Below are 21,051 nucleotides of genomic sequence, written 5' to 3'. Positions count from 1 at the left end.
CTTGCCCCTAGATCTCGATCTTGCGTGCGGCGGTATCCGGGTCGCCGGTGTTCGGCGTCCCGGAAGGCTCGATCAGCAACAGGTGGGTTTCGACCTCGGCGACCGGGCAATGTTCGACGCCTTTGGGCACAACGAACAGTTCGCCAGGCCCGAGCGTGACATCGCCATCGCGCATGCGGATGGTCAACCTGCCGGACAGGACCTGAAAGAAGTCATCCGTATCGGGATGCGAATGCCAGGTGAACTCTCCCTTGACCTTCACCACCATGAGATCGTGACCGTTGAACGAGCCGACGATCTTCGGTGACCAGTGGTCGGAGAACCGGGCGAGCTTGTCGGCAAGGTTCACAGGCTGATGTGTCATGTCGGGCCTCAATGCGCGACGGCTGCAGCCGCCGCCTCGTCGATGAGCCGGCCGGTACGGAACCGGTCCAGCGTGAACGGCGCATTGACCGGGTGCGGCTCGTCCCGCGCGATGGTGTGGGCGAAGACATGCCCCGAGCCCGGTGTCGCCTTGAACCCGCCCGTACCCCAGCCGCAATTGACATAAAGGCCGGGCACCGGGGTCTTGCCGATGATCGGCGAGCGGTCCGGCGTGACGTCGACGATACCACCCCAGTTGCGCAGCATGCGCATGCGGCGGAACATCGGAAACAGCTCGCAGATCGCATCGACCGTGTGGGTTGTGATCTGCAGGCCGCCGGTCTGGCTGTAGGAGACATACTGGTCGGTACCCGCACCGATCACCAGCTCTCCCTTGTCCGACTGCGAGATATAGGCGTGCACCGTGTTGGACATGACCACACAGGGGAAGCAGGGCTTCACCGGCTCGGAAACGAGCGCCTGCAGCGGATTGGACTCCAGCGGCATACGCACGCCGGCCATGTCCATGACGACCGAGGTGTGGCCGGCCGCGACCACGCCGACCTTCTTCGCCCCGATGAAGCCGCGCGAGGTCTCGACGCCGGCAACCGATCCGTCGGCGTGGCGGCGGATGCCCGTGACCGCGCAGTTCTGGATGATGTCGACACCGCGCCGGTCCGCTCCGCGCGCGTAGCCCCAGGCCACTGCATCGTGGCGGGCAACGCCGCCCTTGCGCTGGAGCGCGGCGCCGAGCACCGGATAGCGGATGTTGCGGCCGATGTTGAGCGGCGGACAGAACTCCTTGGCTTCCTCCGCGCTCAGCCACTCGTTCTGGACGCCGGCCAGCCTGTTGGCATGCACGTGGCGCTTGAAGACCTGGATGTCGTGAACCGTATGGGCGAGCATCATCACGCCGCGCGCGGAATACATGACGTTGTAGTTCAGCTCCTGCGACAGGTCCTGCCACAGGTCCATCGCGTGGTCGTAGAGCGCCTCGCTCTCTTCCCAGAGATAGTTGGACCGCACGATGGTGGTGTTGCGGCCCGTATTGCCGCCGCCGAGCCAGCCCTTTTCCAGAACAGCGATGTTGGTGATGCCGTGCTCGGTCGCAAGATAATAGGCGGTGGCAAGTCCATGGCCGCCCGCGCCGATGATGATCACGTCGTATTCGGGCTTGGGATCGGGCTTGCGCCACTGGTGGCCCCAATCCTGATGGGCATTGAGGGCCTTCAAGGCCAGGTCCCAGAAGGAGAAGCGTGTCATGCGGTCCTCTTGCCGGCGGCGCTCTCGCGGGCGCGGGCAACGCCGCACCAGCGGAGTTGCGTTGCGAACGCCCTCACTCCCGTTGTGCTACCGATCCGGCAGCCGCTCTTGCCGAAAAACGACATTCCGTCGAGGCTTTGCGTCGCACCTGCGACAGCCTCGCGCAGACAGGCCTCAGGCCCGGCGCGCCAGTCGCACGATACCGGCCAGCACGATGCCTGCCCAGGCGGCGATCATGAGGCTGCCGCCTACGGGCGCGGCCATCGGGAACAGCCGGTGCCCCAGCATGACCCGCGAAGCGATATCGCCGGCAAACAACGCAAGTCCGACGGCAAGAACCAATGCGGCACCTGCCAGAATTCCACGCAAGCCACTGTTCCTCAGCGCCGCCAACGCCAGAAAGGCCGGCGCGTGGAAGAGCAGCATGTTGGCCGCGTTCGAGAGCAAATCGCCGCCGGGAACATGGGCTGCCATCGCCGAAAGTGCGACACCCAGCCCGCCGCTGAGGCCGGCAAGCAGCACGACGGCACCATTGATGCGGTCGCCGCCAGAGACTTGCGAACTATCCGGGAAACTCATTGGCTCATTCGCTCGACAATGTGACGTGATCCGCCGACCAGTTGCCCGGCCAGACCTCGGCGCCACCTGCCCGCAGGGCCCGGATGGCCGCAACGGGGACATCGACGACGAGAAGCGGTTCCTCGCCCCTGGTACCATCGATCGGAGCGATCTCCGCCACGACCCCGCGATAGCCGAGGGAAGGTTCGCACGGGATATAGAGCGCAGCACCGGAGACATTCGTGTCGTTCTGGGTCGTGCCGGGCGAAGCACCCACCACACCGCAGACGGCGACCGAGCACATCAGCTCGACAGCCCGCGCCTTGGCGCAGCCGAAGACGCGGTGATAGCCGGCAAGGCTGGACGTCATCGACGGCACGATCAGCAGATCCGGCGCATCGCGGGCGATGAGGCTGGAGAGCGCCGGCATCTCGATGTCGAGGCAGATCAGCATCATCATCGACAGGCCGGCGAATTCGAAGCGGACCACCTTGTCGCCGGGGGTAAGAAGCCAGCTTTCGCGGTCGAGCTCGAACGGCGTCAGGGCGAGCTTGTCATGGGCGATGCTGCGCCCGTCGGCGAGCATGGCGACCGCGCGATTGACGAAGCCGCCCTCTCCATTTGCCCAAGGAACGGAGCCAGCGACGAGCGACACGCCATGTTCAGCAACCAGGGCAGCCATTTCCGGCAGCAGGGCTTCCGCCTCTGCCGCCATGAAGGCGAGCTCTTCAGTGGGCTTCAGCCCCCTCGGCTTCCAGGCGAGAAACGCCTCGCTGAGATATTCGGGAAGCACCAGGAGCTCGGCACCCTGGGCATGGGCACGGGCAAGGCGCTGCGAAATGCCGGAAAGGAATGCTTCTCGGCTTCGGCCGCCCATGCCGAGATTGAAGGCGCAAAGCGCGAGACGAAATGTTTCGGGAAAGGAGGACGTGTTCATGGGCCGGATGCTGGCCCCAACGCCCGATACAATCAAGGCGACAAATTGTGCCGCCGGTCAAAATCCCCGGCAGCGTTTGCCAGCTCAATCGTTGGAGATGATGACCTTGGCCGCCATCAGCAGGCTGGCGAGCACGAGCCCGGCACGCAGCGGCGTGACGGCAGGTGCTCGCTCGGGAACGGTCGTGGAAACGCCCTGCGCCTGCAGGCGACGCAAGGCGCGCTCTGCATTGTCCGCAGCAGTGTCGACTTCGGCCATCAAATGACGCAACTGAGCCCGAGGAGCCATGATTCCATCCCGCAAATCCATCCAGGATCACGGTAGGCGGGCGGAGTTTCGCCTTCCTTAACGAGGCAGGAAATGCCGATGGGCAGAAGATTCCGAGCCGGTCCGGCCGACCTCAGAGACGGGAGCGCTGGGGATCGGCAACGTCGATCACCCTCAACTGCACGCGCTCCTGCCCCTGCCAGGTATCGAGGGACAGCGCGCCGGCGACGTGCAGGGCACTGCCGCGAGCACCCAGGATCGCCTGACCGAGCGGCGTGTCCGCAGCCTTGAAGGCAATGGCCTTGAGCGTGCTGCCGCCGCCGTCGGCCAGCGTCAGGCGCACATGTCCCTTGCCGACCGTATCGGCGAAGGTGACGCGGTGGCTGGGAAAGGCGAAGACAGGTTCCGGGTGGCCGGCGCCGAACGGGCCTGCCGTTTCCAGCATGTGCAGAAGATCGGCGCTGGCGGCTCCCGCCGTCATGGCGCCGTCGATCTTCAGTTCGGTCGCCGAGCGTGCGGCGGCAACGTCCTCTGCCAGCGCGTCCTGCAGGAAGGCGGCAAGGTCGGCGAGTTTCTCGCGGCGCACGGTCAGACCGGCGGCCATTGCGTGTCCGCCGCCCTTTTCCAGTATCTTCTCGTCGACGGCGCGCCGCACGGCGGCTCCCAGGTCGACACCGGGGATCGAACGCCCGGAGCCTGTCCCCTTGCCATCGACGTCATAGGCGATGGCGAAGGCCGGTCGGCGATAACGTTCCTTGAGGCGCGCAGCGACAAGACCCACGACGCCGGGATGCCATCCGGGCGAGCCGGTGAGGAGAACGGCCGGGTCGTCCTGCTGGGTGGCGATCAACGCCTGAGCATCGCCCTCCAGCAGCATTTCGGCCTCGATGGCCTGGCGCTCGGCATTCAGCCCGTCGAGCCGTTCTGCGATGGTGCGCGCCTCGTCCATGTCGTCGGTGGTGAGAAGCCGCGCCCCGAGCGCGGCATCGCCGATGCGCCCGCCTGCGTTGATGCGCGGGCCGATCATGAAACCGAGATGATAGGGCGTTGCCCGGCCGTGAACGCGCGACACGTCGCCGAGCGCGGCAAGACCGGCATTGGCGCGGCCATGCATGGCAAGCAGCCCCTTCCTGACGAAGGCGCGGTTCAGCCCTTTCAGCGGAACCACGTCGCAGACCGTGCCGACTGCGACGAGATCCAACAGCGCCAGCAGATCAGGCTCCCGTCTCGTGCGGAACATCCCGCGGCGGCGGAGCTCGCGGTTCAGTCCGACGAGAAAGACGAAGGTGACGCCGACCGCGGCGAGGTGGCCAAGGCCGGACAGGTCATCCTGGCGGTTGGGATTGACCAGAGCGGCGGTGGCGGGCAGCTCTTCGCCAACCTGGTGATGGTCGAGCACCACCACATCCAGCCCGACCTCTCGCGCTTCGGCAAAGGCCTCGAACGAAACGCTGCCGCAATCGACACAGACGAGGAGCCCTGCCCCCTCCTCCCGCAACATGCGGATGGCCGGCCCGTTGGGGCCGTAGCCTTCGATGATGCGGTCGGGGATGTGGATGCGGCTGGCGATGCCGATTGCGGACAGATAGCGCGACAGCACGGCGGAGGATGTGGCGCCGTCCACGTCGTAATCGCCGAAAATGGCAATCCGGGCTCCGGCACCGACCGCGTCCGCGACCCGCGCAACGGCTGCCTCCATGTCGCTCAGCGACGAGGGGTCCGGCATCAGGTCCTTGATGGTCGGATCTAGAAACCGCTCTGCGGCTTCCAGCGGGACGTCGCGCGCGGCCATAACCCGGGCGACAACCTCAGGAACGCCGAGGCGCTGGGCGATTGCCAGCGCCGTTGCGGCCTGCGGCTGTGTCAGCCGCTCCCGCCAGGTCCGCTCGCCGGCGGAACGGGTGACGCCGAGAACACGGCGGCGCCCGTCGTCCGTCGAAGCGGTCTGGTCAATGCCGGTCATCTGGCGGGTACGGCCCTCTCCGTTCAGTCGAGGTGGAACTTGTCGAGCTGGGTGTGGCGCGCCTTAATGTAGCGCACCGTACCGGTCGCCGCGCGCATGACCACGGTGTGGGTGGTGATATCGCCACGGCCGAAGCGCACACCCTGCAGGAAGTTGCCGTCGGTCACGCCGGTGGCGGCAAACAGCACGTCGTCGCCGCGGGCCATCTCTTCCATCGTGTACTTGCGATGGATGTCGTCGATGCCCATGCGGCCGGCGCGCTCGATCTGCTCGTCGCGGGTGATCACGAGACGACCCTGCATCTGGCCGCCGATGCAGCGCAGCGCAGCCGCCGCAAGCACGCCTTCCGGCGCGCCGCCGATGCCCATGTAGATGTCGATGCCGGTTTCCTGCGGATCCGTGGTGTGGATGACGCCGGCCACATCGCCGTCGCCGATCAGACGCACGGCAACGCCGGTGGCGCGCAGGTCCTCGATCAGGCGGGCGTGGCGCGGGCGATCAAGCACGCAAGCGGTGATCTCGGCAACCGGAACGCCCTTGGCCTTCGCCAGTGCATTGATGTTGTCGGCGACAGCCGCGTCGAGATCGACCAGGCCGGCCGGGTAGCCCGGACCGATGGCGATCTTTTCCATGTAGCTGTCCGGCGCGTTCAGCAGGCCGCCCTTCGGCGCCATCGCGATGACCGCCAGGGAGTTCGGCAGGTTCTTGGCGCAGATCGTGGTGCCCTCGAGCGGGTCGAGAGCGATGTCGACCTCCGGCCCCTCGCCCGTGCCGACCTTCTCGCCGATGTAGAGCATCGGCGCCTCGTCGCGCTCGCCCTCGCCGATGGTGACCGTGCCGTCGATCGGCAGACGGTTCAGCTCCCGGCGCATGGCGTCGACCGCGGCCTGGTCGGCAGCCTTCTCGTCGCCGCGACCGCGCAGGCGGGCGGCGCCAACGGCGGCACGCTCGGTGACGCGGGCGAGCTCCAGGGTCAGGATACGGTCGAGTGCTTCGCTATGAAGGTCTGCGTTGCTGGACATCAGTGTTCCTCGAAGGCGCGTGATAGGGGCGGATCGGTCAGCCGAGTTTCTCGATGCGGATGAGCTGCGGGGTCCCGGCAACGACGTTCTGTGCAGAAATCGTCGCGAGGGCCCGCTTCACCGCGGCCTCGGTGGTTTCGTAGGTGATCAGGATCACGGGTTGCGGCGTGTCGCCATGCGGGGTCTGATCGCCGACCCGGCGGGTGCGGTCCCGCTGGACGATGGACTCCAGCGAGATGCCCTCACCGGCCATGATCCGGGCGATCTCCGCAAAGGCACCGGGCCGGTCGTAGACCGCAAGCCGGATGTAATAGCCTCCCTCATGCATGCGCATGCGCGCCGCCTTGTAGGGAGACAGCTTGTCGACCGGACGTCCGAGTGCGGGAATGGCAAGGCCGCGGGCGATATCGGCAATGTCGCCGAGGACGGCCGATGCGGTGGCGTTGCCGCCGGCGCCGGGACCGACAAGCACGACCTCGCCGACGGCGTCGCCGTCGATCGCGACCGCGTTCAGCACGCCGTCGATGCGCGCGATGGCCGAGGCGCGCGGCACCATGGTCGGGTGCACGCGCTGCTCGATGCCGCTATCGGTTTTCTGGGCGACGCCCAGCAGCTTGATCCGATAGCCGAGCTCGGTCGCAGCCTCGATGTCGGCGCGGGTGATCGAGGAGATGCCCTCGATATAGATCGCATCGGCATCGATCTCGTTACCGAAGGCGAGCGAGGTCAGGAGCGCCAGCTTGTGGGCGGTGTCGAAGCCTTCGATATCGAAGGTCGGATCAGCCTCGGCATAGCCGAGCCGCTGGGCGTCGGCAAGGCACTCGGAAAAGTCCAGCCCCTCCTGCTCCATCCGGGTCAGGATGTAATTGCAGGTCCCGTTCAGAATGCCATAGATCCGCGAGATGTCGTTGCCGGCGAGTGACTCGCGCACCGCCTTGATGACGGGGATGCCGCCGGCCGCCGCTGCCTCGAACGCAAGGCTGACGCCGTTTTCCTCGGCAAGGCGGGCGAGATCGACGCCGTGGCGAGCGAGCAGCGCCTTGTTGGCGGTTACGACATGCTTTCCGGCGGACAGGGCTGCCCGCACGCTCTCCTCGGCCGGACCGTTGTCGCCGCCGATCAGTTCGACGAAGACATCGATATCCGGGGAGACGGCAAGATCCTCGGCCTTGTCGTGCCAGGTGATGCCCGAAAGGTCGATGCCGCGATCACGGGTGCGATCGCGCGCCGAAACGCCGGTAACGGTGACGGGGCGGCCGCAGCGAGCGGCAAAACTGTCCGCCTTGCGGCGAAGCAGGCGAACAAGAGAGGCACCAACCGTTCCGAGGCCGGCAACGCCGACGCGCAATTCAGATTTCATGAAGATCGCGATCCGTTTGAGGAGTGACGCGCCGCGCGAGGCGGCACGCCCTTAACCCGAGGCTCCGATGGGGATGACGTTGTGCAATTTTTCATCCGCGGTTTCAAGGAAGCGACGCAGGCTTCTCGCCGCCTGGCGGATGCGTTGCTCGTTTTCCACCAGCGCGATGCGAACATGGGTGTCACCGTACTCGCCGAAACCGAGGCCGGGAGCAACGGCAACGTCCGCATGCTCGATCAGCAGCTTGGAGAATTCCAGAGAACCGAGGTGGCGGAACTTCTCCGGAATCGGCGCCCAGGCGAACATCGACGCTTCCGGCGCCGGGACGTCCCAGCCGGCGCGGCCGAAGGACTCGACCAGGATGTCGCGACGCTTGCGGTAGGTTTCGCGCGCCGCGACGATGCAGTCGTCCGGACCGTTGAGCGCGGCCGAGGCGGCGACCTGGATCGGCGTGAACGCTCCGTAGTCGAGATAGGACTTCACCCGGGCGAGCGCTGCGATCAGCCGCTCGTTGCCAACGGCAAAGCCCATGCGCCAGCCGGGCATGGAGAACGTCTTGGAAAGCGAGGTGAACTCGACGGCCACATCGATAGCGCCGGGCACCTGCAGCACCGAAGGCGGCGGCGTGGAACCGAAGTAGATCTCGGAATAGGCGAGATCGGAGAGCACGAAGATGTCGTGTTTCTTCGCGAAGGCGACGATGTCCCGATAGAACTCGATGTCGGCCACATAGGCGGTCGGGTTCGCCGGATAGCACAGGATCATCGCGATCGGCTTCGGCACCGAGTGGATGAGCGCACGCTCCAGCGCATGGAACACTTCAGGTCCCGGCTCGGAGGGAATCGAGCGCAGGACTGCGCCCGCCATCAGGAAGCCGAACGCGTGGATCGGATAGCTGGGGTTCGGCACCAGCACGACGTCGCCTGGCGCGGAAATGGCCTGCGCCATGTTGGCGAAGCCCTCCTTCGAGCCCAGGGTCGCGACGACCTGGGTTTCCGGGTTCAGCTTCACGCCGAACCGGCGCTCGTAATAGGCCGCCTGCGCGCGGCGCAGTCCCGGAATGCCCTTGGATGCCGAATAGCGATGGGTCCGGGGATTCTGGACGGTCTCCGTCAGCTTGTCGACGATATGCTTGGGGGTCGGCAGGTCGGGATTACCCATGCCGAGGTCGATGATGTCTGCGCCTGCTGCGCGTGCCTTCGCCTTGAGCCGGTTGACCTGTTCGAAGACATAGGGCGGCAAGCGCCGCGTCTGGTAGAACTCTTCCATGGTCCAATCCTCACCCGCAAAGCGTGGTCTGCGCGCACCTTTCGTTCGGGCGCATTAGAGGCGTCGGCCAAAGCACGACGCCAAACGGCGGCTACATACCAGTGGCCGCGCCGCCGCGCATCGGCAAAAAGGCGTTGAGGCCAAAATATCCGCGCTGGAAAGCGTTTGGCGGCCCTATTCGCTGGCGCCGTCCGCCTCGATCTCCGAGATCGCGCGGGCGCCGTGGCTCTCGCCGAGCATCTTGAGCTGGTTGACACTGTTGCTGTTGGAGACCGCAGCGCGCGAACCGCCGCGCGAGCGGGCGATTTCCTGGAGACGGCTGCGGGTGGCCGCAGCGGCATCCTCGGTGAGCAACCCTTCGGCGTCGCGAATGCGAGAATTTCCTGCGATTCCCTGTTCCGCGACCGGTCCCGAAACGGCGGGCACACCGGTCGGGCTATAGGCGACCGGCGGCGTCAAGGGCGCCATGGTCTCCGTCGCGATGGCCGGCGATGTAGCTTGACCCGCACCTGCCGGAGAGGTCACCGCCGCACGCGGCGAGTGTTCCGGTTCCAGCGCGTCGATCAGGGTTCCTGAAGGCGCGTAGGCGCATCCGGCGACCAGCGCCGATGCCAAAATGGTGGTGAAGACCGTTGCACGCATGTAACCGTGGTCCTGCACGAATTTCCCGAGCGTCACCGCTTGCAAGTTGCTGGGGACGTACGACATTGTAAGCGCTTTGTCCAACTTGTCAGTCTGACGTCATCCAACGCTATTATGGCGTCAAGCGGACAAGGGGTGCAAATGGAAGCGCGACTGGCAGTCGCTTGCGATCCGCACCGGCGAGATCAGCGGCTGTAGCCAGGCAAAAAGTGGAGGATAGGCCGGGGATGACTGACGAGAAGACCAGTCCGCTGTTGCAGTACATCGTCAAGAATCCAGAGGCATTCGCTCAGAATCTCGGTCGTATCATCGAAAATGCCGGGCGCGCGATGGCCGCCTATGTGGAGCCGCGCGAAAAGGGCGAGATCAAACCGGAGACCAGCGACGAGCTGACGGTGATCTTCAAGACCCTGGCCCAGGTCGGAGAGTACTGGATGTCCGACCCGCAGCGCGCGCTCGAAGCGCAGACGCGGCTGTGGGGCAAATATATCGACCTGTGGAATTCCTCGCTGAAGCGGATGATGGGCGAGCACTCTGCCCCGGCCGCGAGCCCGGACCCGCGCGACAAGCGCTTCGGCGATCCGGAGTGGAGCGAGAACCAGTTTTTCGACTTCGTGAAGCAGCTCTACCTCATCACCTCGCAATGGGCCGAGCAGATGGTGGTGGAGGCGTCCGACCTGGACGAGCATACGCGCCACAAGGCTGATTTCTACGTCAAGCAGATCGCCAACGCTCTGTCGCCATCCAACTTTGTCCTGACCAATCCGGAGCTCCTGCGCGAAACGCTGGAATCCAACGGTGAAAATCTCGTGCGCGGCATGAAGCTGCTCGCCGAGGATATCGAGGCCGGCAAGGGCGATCTTAAGATCCGCCAGTCCGACCCGACCAAGTTTCGCGTCGGCACCAATCTGGCCCTGACGCCCGGCAAGGTGATCGCCCAGAACGACGTGCGCCAGCTGATCCAGTACGAGCCGACCACGGAGACCGTGCTGAAGCGGCCGCTGCTGATCGTGCCGCCCTGGATCAACAAGTATTACATCCTCGACCTGACGCCGGAGAAGTCGTTCATCAAATGGGCGGTGGACCAGGGACACACGGTCTTCGTCATTTCCTGGGTGAACCCGGACGAACGGCAGGCGCGCAAGGGCTTCGAGCACTATATGCGCGAAGGCATCCTTGAATCGCTGGACGTCATCCGCAAGGCGACCCGCGAGGAGCAGGTCAACGCCATCGGCTATTGCGTCGGCGGAACGCTGCTGGGCGTGACGCTCGCCTATATGGCGGCAACCGGCGACGAGCGCATCGCCAGCGCCACCTTCTTCACCACCCAGGTCGACTTCACCCATGCCGGCGACCTGAAGGTCTTCGTCGACGAAGAGCAAATCCAGGCCGTCGAGCGGCGCATGGGCGAGAAGGGCTATCTCGACGGCTCGAAGATGGCGTCGGCCTTCAACCTTCTGCGCTCGAACGACCTCATCTGGCCCTATGTGGTCAACAACTACCTGAAAGGACGCGAGCCGTTCCCGTTCGACCTGCTGTACTGGAACTCGGATTCCACGCGCATGCCGGCGGCAAACCACTCGTTCTACCTGCGCAACTGCTATCTGGAAAACCGCCTCAGCAAGGGCGCGATGGAGATTGGCGGCGAGAAGCTCGATCTCGGCAAGGTGAAGATCCCGATCTACAACCTCGCCACCCGCGAGGACCACATCGCGCCGCCGCAGTCGGTGTTCCTGGGCTCGCAGTTCTTCGGCGGACCGGTCGACTACGTCTTGTCGGGCTCAGGCCATATCGCCGGCGTCGTCAATCCGCCTGCCCGAAACAAGTACCAGTACTGGACGGGCCCGCGCCCCAAGGGTGCCTATGAGGACTGGCTCCCCAAGGCGAAGGAGCACCCCGGGTCCTGGTGGCCGCACTGGGACAGCTGGATCCGCAAGCACGAGGGAACGACTGCGAAGCCGCGCAAGCCGGGCGCCAACCGGATGAAGATCGTCGAGGACGCGCCGGGCAGCTACGTCAAGGCAAGTTCCTAAACCCTTACCAGCTGCAAACCACGATCGGCATCTCGGGTGGCGAGAAACGGGTGGCTGCGTTAAACTCCTCAGCTTGAGGAACCGCCACCGGGCCGCGCCAAACTCCAGAACACTGGGAGCTGCGCCCGGACGTCGCAAGAGATGCGAGAGATGCAGCAGCAAAAGGCCAGGACACGGCCGAGATCCGCGCACTATTCGGTCTACCGGCCGATGAATGCCGGCCGCTTGCGCATGCTCGGCATGGACGCGGACGTCTGGCATCGTCACGCGAGCGGATGGAGCGTATGGACCCGCTTCGCCACTTTGCCGCTGCTGTACCTCGCTGTCTGGTCGCATGGCTGGTTCGGCTGGCCGCTGGCCGGACTGTTGATTGCAACCGTGTGCCTGTGGCTCTGGCTCAACCCGCGCATCTTTCCGCCGCCGCGGCGGCTGGACACCTGGCACGCGCGCGCCACCTTCGGCGAACGGGTCTGGCTCAACCGGGCCGTCGTCCCGATCCCCTCCGACGACAACCGCCGCGCCATCGTCCTGTCTCTGGCAACCTCTGCCGGCTTCGTGCTGGGCATGTGGGGCGCGATGACGCTGAACCTCTCGATGGTGCTCATCGGCACGGTCGTCACCTACGCGGCAAAAATGGCATTCCTGTCCGGAATGGTGCTGCTCTACGACCGCATGCGCGACGCCCATCCGGTCTACCGCTCCTGGACTGTCGTTCCAGACAACGACAACGCCTCGCGCCATGATCTGGCGCGCCGTAGCGCTTCCTAGCGAGAGACCCCCTCAAGATCCGCCCGGTTCTCCAGGCTGCCCTCCTCCTGTCCCTCATCCCATTTTTCCAGACGACGGACTTCCTGATCGTAACGGGGATGCAGCGTTCCGCACAGACGATCCCAGAACGAGAAGAAGTTGGCGTAGTTGTAGCGGAACCGGGAATGGTGCTGATCATGAAAAGTCACGCACACCATCGGCGAAGGCACGCGTGCCAACGGGGAAGCGTAGAATTCGAAGCCCGAATGACCGATGGTGCCGTTGAAGTGATCGACAAGCCTGTGGAGGATCAAGACCTCTATCGGGATAGGTAGAACGAAGGGAATCCAGAGGTAATAACTCTGCATCACGAACGCATCGACAAGGCTGTCGTTGTAGGTGCTCCACACGGTGGGCGCCACGGATTGGTGATGCTCTGCATGGAAGCGGTAGAGCCGCGGGGTGTGCATCAGTCGATGCCCCCAGTAAAACCAGGCATCGAAGGCGATGATGGAGACCACGAACATCAGCACTGCCGACCACCATGTGAGCGGAAGCGGTGCGACAAGGGTCCAGCCCTTCACCGATGCGAAAACACCCGCGGCGATGCATCCCGAGGTAACGGTCAGGGACAACAGGCTCTGGCGGATCTCGCGCCACTTTCGTATCTCGCCACGGCGGCGCTGTTGAATGCGCCGCTCCGGATAGTGGGACTGAATTGCGACCAATACCAAGCCGGTTGCAAAATACAGAATGACGTTCGTTCCATAGGCTGCCGCGTGGAACGGCAGGAATTCCAGAGCGACGTTCACCAGATACTCGACAGTTCCCATGCAAACGCGCCCCGAAACACAGCGGGCGGAGTGGCAGCTTGCTGCCACTCCGCCCTAGGAGCATGTCCATACAGGAGGACCGCCCCGGATTCTTCCTGGCGGGTCGGCACTGCGTGGAAACACGCTTGCGACCCGCCGTTGTTGGCAAAAATGTATCTGAATGCGCCCAATCACTCCAGAAATTTAACAGGGAGCGCTTGGCTCAAGTCACGTTATTGGGTCGTCGTTAGTACCGTATTGAAGCGCTCCAGCGCCCAGTCGACCTCATCTGCCGTAATGACCAGCGGCGGGGCGATGCGGATTGTATGGTCATGGGTGTCCTTCGCAAGGATTCCCTGCTCCCGGAGCGCCTCGCAATAGGCGCGGGCGCCGCCGGCCTCGGGATGCAGCTCGACGGCCAACATCAGACCGCGACCGCGTACGTCGCGCACGGCGTTGGAGCGGATCGAGCGCAGGCCTTCGATGAAGCGCTGCCCCTGCCGTTCGGCATTCTCGATCATCCCTTCCTCGACCAGCACCTGGAGCGCCGCCCGGGCGACCGCGCAGGCCAGCGGATTGCCGCCGAAGGTCGAGCCGTGCTCGCCCGGCTGCAGGACGCCCAGCACCTCCGAGTTGGAGAGCACTGCCGAGACCGGATAGAAGCCGCCCGACAACGCCTTGCCGACCAGCGTGACGTCCGCCTCGATGCCCTCATGCTCCTCGGCAAGCAGCTTGCCGGTCCGGCCCAGACCCGTCTGGATCTCGTCGAGGATCAGCGTGACGTTGTGCTGCGAGCAGAGTTCGCGGGCGCGGGTGAAATAGCCTGCAGGCGGAATCAGGATGCCGGCCTCGCCCTGGATCGGTTCGACGAGGAAGGCGACGGTGTTCGGGGTAATCGCCTGTTCGAGCGCATCGATGTCGCCGAAGGGAACCACCCGAAACCCCGGAGCGAAGGGGCCGAAACCGGTCCGGGCCACGGGATCGGTCGAAAACCCGACAATCCCGAGGGTGCGTCCATGGAAGTTGTTGGCGCAGACGATGATCTCGGCCTTGCCGGCCGGCACGCCCTTGACCTCATACCCCCACTTGCGCACCGCCTTGACGGCGCTCTCCACCGCCTCGGCGCCGGAGTTCATCGGCAGGATCTTGTGAGCGCCCGTGAGCCTGGCGAGATCCTCATAGAGAAGCGCCAGCTGGTCGTTGCGAAAGGCGCGGGAGGTGAGCGTCAGCTTTGCCGCCTGCTCGGTCATCGCCGCGAGAATCTTCGGGTGGCAGTGCCCCTGATTGACCGCCGAATAGGCCGCAAGGCAATCCATGTAGCGGTTGCCGTCGACATCCCACAGCCAGACGCCCTCGCCCCGCGTCAGCACGACGTCGATCGGCTTGTAGTTGTGCGCGCCGAGCTCGTGTTCGGCGGCGATATAGTCTTCGGGCAGGCGGGTCACATCCATCTCCATTAATCGGTGCCCGATTCAGGCGAAGGCCTGGGTCGGGCGGTCCATGACGTCCTGGCCGAAGAGGCTGGCGACAAGCTCGGCAAGAGCGATGGCGCTGCGGCCGCGTTCGTCCAGGAAGGGGTTGAGCTCGACGATATCGAGCGACACGGTGACGCCGGCATCCTCCAGCAGCTCCATCACCAGATGGGCTTCGCGGTAAGTGGCCCCGCCGGGAACGGTGGTGCCGACGCCAGGGGCAATGCCAGGATCAAGAAAATCCACATCAAGCGATACATGAAGAACGCCGTCCTCTTGCCTGACCTTCTTAAGAAAGTCTCGCATGAGAAGCGAGACACCGTTCTCGTCGATTTGCCTCATATCGCAGACCGTCACGCCGCGGCGGCGGAGCAGTTCGCGCTCCTGCGGGTCGATGGAGCGGGCGCCGAAAACGCACATGCGGGACGGATCGATGACGGCGCGCGGCGCATCGGCCATCACCGGAAAGAGTTCCTCCTCACCCGCCGCCAGCGCCAGCGACATGCCGTGGAGATTGCCAGAGGGCGAAATGGACGGCGTGTTGAAGTCGGCATGCGCGTCGAGCCAGAGCACATACAGAGGGCGCCCCTTCTCGTGCCAGTAGCTCGCGACGCCGGAGAGAGAGCCCATGGAGAGCGAATGGTCGCCGCCCATGAAGACCGGCAGATAGCCGTCATCGCACAGGCGACGCGCTTCATGCGCCAGCGGGCGCACCCAGGAGGCGACCACCTCAGGCACATGCGCCCTGCCCGGCAGGTGGAGCGGAGCAATCCGCTCCAGAGGGATCTGCACGACATCCCCGAAATCGCTCACCGACCAGCCGAGCGCTTCAAGCCGCTCTGTAAGACCTGCGACGCGCAGTGCCGCCGGCCCCATGGCGGCACCGCGCCGTCCCGTGCCTGCCTCCAGCGGCACGCCAAGAAGTGCGATCGGTTGGGTCCTGTCCGTCGACATGCATCCGTCTCCTGCCTTGCTGTCTGATCCATCAACGATCTGCCGGGCAAATGGATCCGGCAACCGTCAGCGACAGCCTAGCTCAAGTCGGATGATGTCCGGATGAAGAGTGAGCGAACAGGTGATAATTCGTCAGGTTGTCGATATGATCTTACAAACTGAAAAACCCAATCTCGCAAAGTGACAAGATGGACGATCTGGACCGCCGACTCATAGCCCTGTTGCGCCACGACGCGCGCCTGCCCGTCGCCTCCCTTGCAGCCGACCTCGGCGTATCGCGGGCGACCGTGAAGGCGCGTATCGACAGGCTGACGGAAACGGGCATAATTCAGGGATTCACAGTACGCCTTCGCAGTCACGAGGCAGGCGGCCGGGTGCGCGCGATCATGATGATCGAGGTCGAGGGGCACCGGGCGGAGACCGTGGTCCGGCGGCTGCAGGGGTTCCCGGAAGTGCGGGCCCTGCACACGACCAACGGCCGCTGGGATGTAGTCGCCGAACTGGAGACCGACACGCTGGAGGCGTTCGACCGCCTGCTCTCCACCGTCCGCCTGCTCGATGGGATCGCCGGCTCGGAAACCAGCATCCTGTTGTCGTCGCGCAAGGGATAGCCCCGAACGCAAAACGGCCCGCCAGAGGCGGGCCGTAGAGTGTCGCAAGGTGATCGGTGACGATCAGCGCTTGGAGAACTGGAAGCTCCGGCGAGCCTTCCGGCGGCCGTACTTCTTACGCTCCACGACGCGGCTGTCGCGCGTCAGGAAGCCTTCCTTCTTGAGGATGCCGCGCAGCTCCGGCTCATAGTGGGTCAGAGCCTTGGAGATGCCGTGACGCAGCGCGCCGGCCTGGCCGGACAGACCGCCGCCGGAAACGGTGGCGATCACGTCGTACTGGCCATCGCGGTCGGTCAGGACGATCGGCTGGCGCAGGATCATCTGAAGGACCGGACGCGCGAAATACGCGGAGTAGTCCTTCTTGTTGATGGTGATCTTGCCGGTGCCCGGCTTGATCCAGACGCGCGCGATGGCGTCCTTACGCTTGCCGGTGGCATAGGCGCGGCCGAGGGAGTCCAGCTTCTGGACATGCACCGGGGCTTCGGCCTGGGCGGTGCCCATGGCGCCGCCGAGTTCTTCGAGGGACTGGAGCTCAGCCATGGATTAGGCCCTCTTTCCGTCGTTCTTCGCGTTGAAAGCCTTGAAGTCGACCGGAACCGGCGACTGGGCCTCGTGCGGATGCGTGGCACCGGAATAGATCCGGAGATTCTTGAGCTGGGCGCGGCTCAGCGGGCCACCCGGCATCATGCGCTTCACAGCCTGCTCAAGCACACGCTCGGGGAAACGACCCTCGAGAATGGCGCGGGCGGTGCGCTCCTTGATGCCGCCGGGGAAGCCGGTGTGCCAGTAGTACTTCTTGTCGTAGTACTTCTTGCCGGTCAGCACCGCCTTGTCAGCGTTGATCACGATGACATTGTCACCGCAGTCGATGTGAGGCGTGAAGGTCGGCTTGGTCTTGCCGCGCAGCGTGTTGGCAATGAAGGCGGCCAGGCGGCCGACGACAACGCCTTCTGCGTCGATCAAGATCCACTTCTTCTCGACCTCGGCCGTCTTGGCAGAATAGGTCTTCATGGCTGTGGTCCGTCTTTGGTCGCGGGCGCCGCGATCAGTGCGGAACGCCCGAGGTCAAGCAAAACGGGCCCCGAAACGGGCCCGCTTCCTGTCGGCGCAGGATGTACGCGCCTTCGCACGCACTGTCAATGCACTTGAAACTCGCTTTGCCATAAATTCATAAGCAAAAACAATACGCTATAAAAACGGTATATTAATACCACACAAAATCGAGCGTTTTTTGCCGCCTCAGCGGGGCGGAATCGAATAGGTGGCCGTTGCGTGGGCAACGATATCGCCCCCTGCCCGACCGGTAATGGCGCATTCGGTGACGGCAAGCCGCTTGCCGAGCTTGAGCAACCGGCAGGTGCCGACGAGATCGCCAGGCTCCGGCTTGCGCAGGAAGTTCATGTTGAGATTGGTGGTGACCGCAAGCGCGACCGGGCCGATATGCGCCAGGATCACCGCATATGCGGCGAGATCGGCCAGCGCCATCATTGTGGGGCCGGAGATCGTACCGCCCGGCCGAAGATGTTTTTCGGAGGCCTTCACCGACAGCACGGCCTCGCCAGGAGCCACCGCCTCGATTTCATAGATGCGCCCGTCCACATGAATCTGCGGGAATTCGCGGTCCAGAAAGTCGTTGAGCTGGGCGACGGTCATGATGGGCTGCACGGATCTGGTTCCTTCCCTATAGAGTTTTCTCTTTTGACGCTTTCGTTAACGTAAGCCGCAAAAAGCGACAAGTGACAAGGGGAACGAAGGTCCCTTTGTGGGGCTTTCGGCTTGCCCTATAACGGAGAAAGACAGGGAGACTACGCCATGACCGATGCAACAGCCGCCGAAGCAACAACGACCAGGGAGAACGGGCCGATCGCCCGGGAACTGTCCGGCGGAGTGCTGCGCCTGACGCTGAACCGGCCAGAGCGGCGCAACTCGCTTTCCGAAGAGATGATGGCAGCACTGCAGGACGCGCTGGATGCTGCGGCCGATGACATCGCCGTGCGAGTGATCCTGCTGAGGGCCGAAGGCAATGTGTTCTGCGCCGGCCATGACCTGAAAGAAATGACCGCCGCCCGTAGCCAGTCCGACCGCGGCCGCGTCTATTTCACCGAGGTGATGAACCGCTGCGCCCGCCTGATGCAGACCATCGTCACACACCCCAAACCGGTGATCGCCGAGGTCGACGGTGTGGCGACTGCGGCCGGGCTCCAGCTCGTCGCCTCCTGCGATCTGGCCATCGCCAGCGACCGCGCCCGCTTCTGCACGCCTGGCGTCAATATCGGCCTGTTCTGCTCCACCCCGATGGTGGCCCTGTCGCGCAACGTCTCGCGCAAGCAGGCAATGGAGATGCTGCTGACCGGCGAGATCATCGATGCCTCGACGGCGCGCGAGTTCGGGCTCGTCAATCGGGTCGTGCCGGCGGACTACCTTGCGCAGGTGACGGCGAAATACGCCGAAACCATCGCTTCCAAGTCGCCTCTGACGCTGAAGTACGGCAAGGAAGCCTTCTACGCCCAGGCGGAAATGTCGCTCGCCGATGCCTATCGCCATTGCGCACAGGTGATGGTGGAGAACATGCTGGCGCGCGATGCGGAAGAAGGTATCGGCGCCTTTATCGAGAAGCGCACGCCCGAATGGACCGGTGAGTGAGAAAAAAGTGAGCGACATCCAGCACGACACCTATCCGGACAGCTACATCCGCGCGATCCTTGACGACGTGAAGACCATCGCCATGGTCGGCGCGAGCCCGAACACCGTCCGCCCGTCCTATTTCGTCCTGAAATACATGCTGTCGAAAGGCTACGAGGTCTTTCCGATCAATCCCGGCCAGGCGGGCAAGGAGATCCTCGGCCAGACGGTCTATGCCAGCCTTGCGGAGGTGCCCTCGCCCGTCGATATGGTCGATATCTTCCGCAATTCGGACGCCGCGCTCGCGGTGACCCAGGAGGCGCTGCAGCTTTCGCCGCCTCCCAAGGTCATCTGGATGCAACTGTCTGTGAGGAACGACGAGGCGGCCAAGCTCGCGGAGGCCGCCGGCGTGCGCGTCGTCATGGATCGCTGCCCGAAGATCGAATATGGACGCCTGTCAGGCGAAATCGGCTGGACCGGGGTCAACTCGCGCACGCTTTCGGCCAAACGCCCGGCGCTGAAAGGCGGCTTCCAGCACCGCGGGTTGCGGAAGGACTGAGCTTGTTCTCCTGGGCCTGCCGCCCTCGTCGCGATCATATCGCTTGTCGCTGCGGTCTCGCGACGATCATCGCAGGCAGCCGGAAGGGCCGCTACGGCAGACGCCGGTCCTTCGGAAACGTAGAGGACCGCGGCTCCACCAGCGTGGATACGGACGGCTGCGATAGCGACCGACGTCGCAGCGCAAATAACCCCGTCTGGCAAAAGCCGTTTCCGCCAGCCACCTGAATTGAAATCTCTTTCCTTTGACCTGCCTGCGGGCATCGGCCAGTATGCCGCCGATTTGCAGTCACGGAGGAATTCATGAGCGACCGCATTCCCGGTTTTTCGACGCTGGCAATCCATGCCGGTGCGCAGCCCGACCCGTCCACCGGCGCGCGGGTGACGCCGATCTACCAGACCACGTCCTTCGTCTTCGACGATGTCGATCACGCTGCGTCGCTGTTCGGGCTGCAGGCCTTCGGCAACATCTACACACGCATCACCAACCCGACGACTGCGGTTCTGGAAGAGCGCGTGGCAGCACTGGAAGGCGGTACGGCGGCTCTTGCGGTGGCGTCCGGCCACTCGGCGCAGCTGCTTGCGTTCCATACGATGATGACGCCGGGCGACAACATCGTTGCCGCCAACAAGCTCTATGGCGGCTCGATCAACCAGCTCAACCACTCGTTCAAGAGCTTCGGCTGGGAAGTGAAGTGGGCCGATGCAACCGATCCGGAGAGCTTTGCGGCGCTGATCGACGACCGCACCCGAGCGATCTTCGTCGAGAGCCTTGCAAATCCCGGCGGCGTCGTGGTCGATCTCGAGGCGATTTCGAAGGTCGCCAAGGCTCACAACGTCCCGCTCGTCGTCGACAACACCCTGGCTACCCCGTATCTGTGCCGTCCGATCGAGCACGGCGCCGACATCGTGCTGCACTCGCTGACCAAGTTCATGGGTGGCCACGGCAACTCCATGGGCGGCGTCATCGTCGATGGCGGCAGCTACGACTGGTCGTCGACCGACCGCTATCCGATGCTGTCGAAGCCGCGCCCGGAATATTCCGGCATGGTGCTGCACGAGACCTTCGGCAACTTCGCCTTCGCCATCGCATGCCGCGTGCTCGGCCTGCGCGATCTCGGCCCTGCGATCTCGCCGATGAATTCGTTCATGATCCTGACCGGCATCGAGACGTTGCCGCTGCGTATGCAGCGCCACAGCGACAACGCGCTGAAGGTGGCCCAGCATCTGGCCAGCCACGACAAGGTGGCATGGGTCTCCTATGCAGGCCTGCCGGGCGATGCGAACCACGCCAGGCAGCAGAAATACATGCCGAAGGGCGCGGGTGCCGTCTTCACGTTCGGCGTCAAGGGTGGCTATGAGGCCGGCGTTGCGCTTGTGTCGAACTGCCAGATCCTGTCGCATCTCGCCAATATCGGCGACACGCGCTCGCTGATCATCCACCCGGCATCCACCACCCACCGTCAGCTCACCGACGAGCAGAAGACGGCGGCAGGTGCCGGTCCGGACGTGGTGCGCCTTTCGATCGGCCTCGAGGACGCAGAAGACATCATCGCCGATCTCGACCAGGCGCTGGCCACGGTCTGAGCGAACGTCGC

22 protein-coding genes are annotated in these 21,051 nt (G+C 64.4%); 6 read left to right on the top strand and 16 right to left on the bottom strand.

Annotated features, from left to right (window positions below; genetic code table 11):
• Positions 1-7: 7 nt before the first annotated feature.
• From H7H34_RS10015 to H7H34_RS09970, 10 genes are all read right to left on the bottom strand, one after another.
• The gene (locus H7H34_RS10015) at positions 8-364 is read right to left on the bottom strand and encodes a cupin domain-containing protein (RefSeq protein WP_185925104.1); all 357 of its coding nucleotides are present in this window, start codon (positions 362-364) and stop codon (positions 8-10) included.
• Between the two features lie 8 nt (positions 365-372).
• A complete protein-coding gene (locus H7H34_RS10010) occupies positions 373-1,626 on the bottom strand; it encodes a sarcosine oxidase subunit beta family protein (RefSeq protein WP_120268025.1) in 1,254 nt (417 codons plus the stop codon).
• A 174-nt stretch (positions 1,627-1,800) separates the two neighbouring features.
• Complete coding sequence (locus H7H34_RS10005) at positions 1,801-2,205, bottom strand: DUF423 domain-containing protein (RefSeq protein ID WP_185925103.1); 405 nt, start codon at positions 2,203-2,205, stop codon at positions 1,801-1,803.
• A gap of 4 nt (positions 2,206-2,209) precedes the next feature.
• Positions 2,210-3,121, bottom strand: coding sequence for a nitrilase-related carbon-nitrogen hydrolase (locus tag H7H34_RS10000; RefSeq protein WP_185925102.1), 912 nt, complete (start codon positions 3,119-3,121; stop codon positions 2,210-2,212).
• A gap of 84 nt (positions 3,122-3,205) precedes the next feature.
• A complete protein-coding gene (locus H7H34_RS09995) occupies positions 3,206-3,409 on the bottom strand; it encodes a hypothetical protein (RefSeq protein ID WP_185925101.1) in 204 nt (67 codons plus the stop codon).
• Between the two features lie 112 nt (positions 3,410-3,521).
• Positions 3,522-5,351 (bottom strand): single-stranded-DNA-specific exonuclease RecJ, encoded by a 1,830-nt coding sequence (gene recJ / locus H7H34_RS09990; RefSeq protein ID WP_185925100.1) that lies wholly within the window; start codon positions 5,349-5,351, stop codon positions 3,522-3,524.
• 23 nt (positions 5,352-5,374) lie between these two features.
• Positions 5,375-6,373 carry a class II fructose-bisphosphatase gene (gene glpX, locus H7H34_RS09985; protein ID WP_185925099.1) on the bottom strand — a complete coding sequence of 333 codons (999 nt, stop codon included), beginning with the start codon at positions 6,371-6,373 and terminating at the stop codon, positions 5,375-5,377.
• A gap of 37 nt (positions 6,374-6,410) precedes the next feature.
• Positions 6,411-7,733 (bottom strand): homoserine dehydrogenase, encoded by a 1,323-nt coding sequence (locus tag H7H34_RS09980; RefSeq protein ID WP_185925098.1) that lies wholly within the window; start codon positions 7,731-7,733, stop codon positions 6,411-6,413.
• Positions 7,734-7,784: 51 nt separating this feature from the next.
• The gene (locus H7H34_RS09975) at positions 7,785-9,002 is read right to left on the bottom strand and encodes an LL-diaminopimelate aminotransferase (protein WP_120268031.1); all 1,218 of its coding nucleotides are present in this window, start codon (positions 9,000-9,002) and stop codon (positions 7,785-7,787) included.
• Between the two features lie 174 nt (positions 9,003-9,176).
• On the bottom strand, positions 9,177-9,710 hold the full coding sequence (locus H7H34_RS09970) for a hypothetical protein (RefSeq protein WP_185925097.1): 534 nt from the start codon (positions 9,708-9,710) through the stop codon (positions 9,177-9,179).
• 161 nt (positions 9,711-9,871) lie between these two features.
• Here H7H34_RS09970 and H7H34_RS09965 point away from each other — a divergent pair, with 161 nt between their 5' ends.
• Positions 9,872-11,677, top strand: a complete 1,806-nt coding sequence (locus tag H7H34_RS09965) for a PHA/PHB synthase family protein (protein WP_120268033.1) — start codon at positions 9,872-9,874, stop codon at positions 11,675-11,677.
• Positions 11,678-11,827: 150 nt separating this feature from the next.
• Positions 11,828-12,445 (top strand): DUF6653 family protein, encoded by a 618-nt coding sequence (locus tag H7H34_RS09960; protein WP_209006192.1) that lies wholly within the window; start codon positions 11,828-11,830, stop codon positions 12,443-12,445.
• Here H7H34_RS09960 and H7H34_RS09955 read toward each other — a convergent pair.
• The 3 genes from H7H34_RS09955 to rocF form a co-directional block, all read right to left on the bottom strand.
• The gene (locus tag H7H34_RS09955) at positions 12,442-13,257 is read right to left on the bottom strand and encodes a sterol desaturase family protein (protein WP_185925096.1); all 816 of its coding nucleotides are present in this window, start codon (positions 13,255-13,257) and stop codon (positions 12,442-12,444) included. The two genes, H7H34_RS09960 and H7H34_RS09955, sit on opposite strands and share 4 nt — an antisense overlap.
• Positions 13,258-13,469: 212 nt before the next feature.
• Positions 13,470-14,681 carry an ornithine--oxo-acid transaminase gene (rocD, locus tag H7H34_RS09950; protein WP_371811378.1) on the bottom strand — a complete coding sequence of 404 codons (1,212 nt, stop codon included), beginning with the start codon at positions 14,679-14,681 and terminating at the stop codon, positions 13,470-13,472.
• 27 nt (positions 14,682-14,708) lie between these two features.
• On the bottom strand, positions 14,709-15,662 hold the full coding sequence (gene rocF / locus H7H34_RS09945) for an arginase (protein ID WP_185925094.1): 954 nt from the start codon (positions 15,660-15,662) through the stop codon (positions 14,709-14,711).
• 188 nt (positions 15,663-15,850) lie between these two features.
• On the opposite strand from rocF, the gene H7H34_RS09940 reads away from it, so the two are divergent.
• Complete coding sequence (locus tag H7H34_RS09940; protein ID WP_185925093.1) at positions 15,851-16,273, top strand: Lrp/AsnC family transcriptional regulator; 423 nt, start codon at positions 15,851-15,853, stop codon at positions 16,271-16,273.
• Between the two features lie 63 nt (positions 16,274-16,336).
• Here the strand turns inward: H7H34_RS09940 and rpsI are convergent, their stop codons facing one another.
• From rpsI to H7H34_RS09925, 3 genes are all read right to left on the bottom strand, one after another.
• Entirely contained in the window at positions 16,337-16,813 is a 477-nt protein-coding gene (gene rpsI / locus H7H34_RS09935; protein WP_120268038.1) for a 30S ribosomal protein S9, read from the bottom strand.
• 3 nt (positions 16,814-16,816) lie between these two features.
• Positions 16,817-17,284, bottom strand: a complete 468-nt coding sequence (gene rplM, locus H7H34_RS09930; RefSeq protein WP_120268039.1) for a 50S ribosomal protein L13 — start codon at positions 17,282-17,284, stop codon at positions 16,817-16,819.
• Positions 17,285-17,512: 228 nt separating this feature from the next.
• Complete coding sequence (locus H7H34_RS09925) at positions 17,513-17,926, bottom strand: PaaI family thioesterase (RefSeq protein ID WP_185926497.1); 414 nt, start codon at positions 17,924-17,926, stop codon at positions 17,513-17,515.
• Between the two features lie 159 nt (positions 17,927-18,085).
• Between H7H34_RS09925 and H7H34_RS09920 the strand changes: the two genes are divergently transcribed.
• The 3 genes from H7H34_RS09920 (at position 18,086) to H7H34_RS09910 (ending at position 21,040) form a co-directional block, all read left to right on the top strand.
• Positions 18,086-18,916 (top strand): enoyl-CoA hydratase, encoded by an 831-nt coding sequence (locus tag H7H34_RS09920; protein WP_185925092.1) that lies wholly within the window; start codon positions 18,086-18,088, stop codon positions 18,914-18,916.
• Between the two features lie 16 nt (positions 18,917-18,932).
• A complete protein-coding gene (locus H7H34_RS09915) occupies positions 18,933-19,454 on the top strand; it encodes a CoA-binding protein (RefSeq protein WP_120268377.1) in 522 nt (173 codons plus the stop codon).
• Positions 19,455-19,756: 302 nt separating this feature from the next.
• Positions 19,757-21,040, top strand: coding sequence for an O-acetylhomoserine aminocarboxypropyltransferase (locus tag H7H34_RS09910; RefSeq protein ID WP_120268041.1), 1,284 nt, complete (start codon positions 19,757-19,759; stop codon positions 21,038-21,040).
• Positions 21,041-21,051: the final 11 nt, after the last annotated feature.

It is taken from the genome of Stappia sp. 28M-7 (assembly GCF_014252955.1).
GTDB lineage: Bacteria > Pseudomonadota > Alphaproteobacteria > Rhizobiales > Stappiaceae > Stappia.
The sequence above is the reverse complement of the archived record's forward strand: the minus strand, read 5'-3'. Positions and strand labels throughout refer to the sequence as shown.

Coding starts and splice junctions, on each gene's coding strand:
- H7H34_RS09925 (WP_185926497.1), bottom strand. CDS start 17,926: ATGACCGTCGCCCAGCTCAACGACTTTCTGGACCGCGAATTCCCGCAG.
- H7H34_RS10015 (WP_185925104.1), bottom strand. CDS start 364: ATGACACATCAGCCTGTGAACCTTGCCGACAAGCTCGCCCGGTTCTCC.
- H7H34_RS09970 (WP_185925097.1), bottom strand. CDS start 9,710: ATGTCGTACGTCCCCAGCAACTTGCAAGCGGTGACGCTCGGGAAATTC.
- H7H34_RS09975 (WP_120268031.1), bottom strand. CDS start 9,002: ATGGAAGAGTTCTACCAGACGCGGCGCTTGCCGCCCTATGTCTTCGAA.
- rocF (WP_185925094.1), bottom strand. CDS start 15,662: ATGTCGACGGACAGGACCCAACCGATCGCACTTCTTGGCGTGCCGCTG.
- glpX (WP_185925099.1), bottom strand. CDS start 6,373: ATGTCCAGCAACGCAGACCTTCATAGCGAAGCACTCGACCGTATCCTG.
- rpsI (WP_120268038.1), bottom strand. CDS start 16,813: ATGGCTGAGCTCCAGTCCCTCGAAGAACTCGGCGGCGCCATGGGCACC.
- H7H34_RS09920 (WP_185925092.1), top strand. CDS start 18,086: ATGACCGATGCAACAGCCGCCGAAGCAACAACGACCAGGGAGAACGGG.
- H7H34_RS09960 (WP_209006192.1), top strand. CDS start 11,828: ATGCAGCAGCAAAAGGCCAGGACACGGCCGAGATCCGCGCACTATTCG.
- rplM (WP_120268039.1), bottom strand. CDS start 17,284: ATGAAGACCTATTCTGCCAAGACGGCCGAGGTCGAGAAGAAGTGGATC.
- H7H34_RS09980 (WP_185925098.1), bottom strand. CDS start 7,733: ATGAAATCTGAATTGCGCGTCGGCGTTGCCGGCCTCGGAACGGTTGGT.
- H7H34_RS09955 (WP_185925096.1), bottom strand. CDS start 13,257: ATGGGAACTGTCGAGTATCTGGTGAACGTCGCTCTGGAATTCCTGCCG.
- H7H34_RS10005 (WP_185925103.1), bottom strand. CDS start 2,205: ATGAGTTTCCCGGATAGTTCGCAAGTCTCTGGCGGCGACCGCATCAAT.
- H7H34_RS09995 (WP_185925101.1), bottom strand. CDS start 3,409: ATGGCTCCTCGGGCTCAGTTGCGTCATTTGATGGCCGAAGTCGACACT.
- H7H34_RS10010 (WP_120268025.1), bottom strand. CDS start 1,626: ATGACACGCTTCTCCTTCTGGGACCTGGCCTTGAAGGCCCTCAATGCC.
- H7H34_RS10000 (WP_185925102.1), bottom strand. CDS start 3,121: ATGAACACGTCCTCCTTTCCCGAAACATTTCGTCTCGCGCTTTGCGCC.
- H7H34_RS09965 (WP_120268033.1), top strand. CDS start 9,872: ATGACTGACGAGAAGACCAGTCCGCTGTTGCAGTACATCGTCAAGAAT.
- recJ (WP_185925100.1), bottom strand. CDS start 5,351: ATGACCGGCATTGACCAGACCGCTTCGACGGACGACGGGCGCCGCCGT.
- H7H34_RS09910 (WP_120268041.1), top strand. CDS start 19,757: ATGAGCGACCGCATTCCCGGTTTTTCGACGCTGGCAATCCATGCCGGT.
- H7H34_RS09940 (WP_185925093.1), top strand. CDS start 15,851: ATGGACGATCTGGACCGCCGACTCATAGCCCTGTTGCGCCACGACGCG.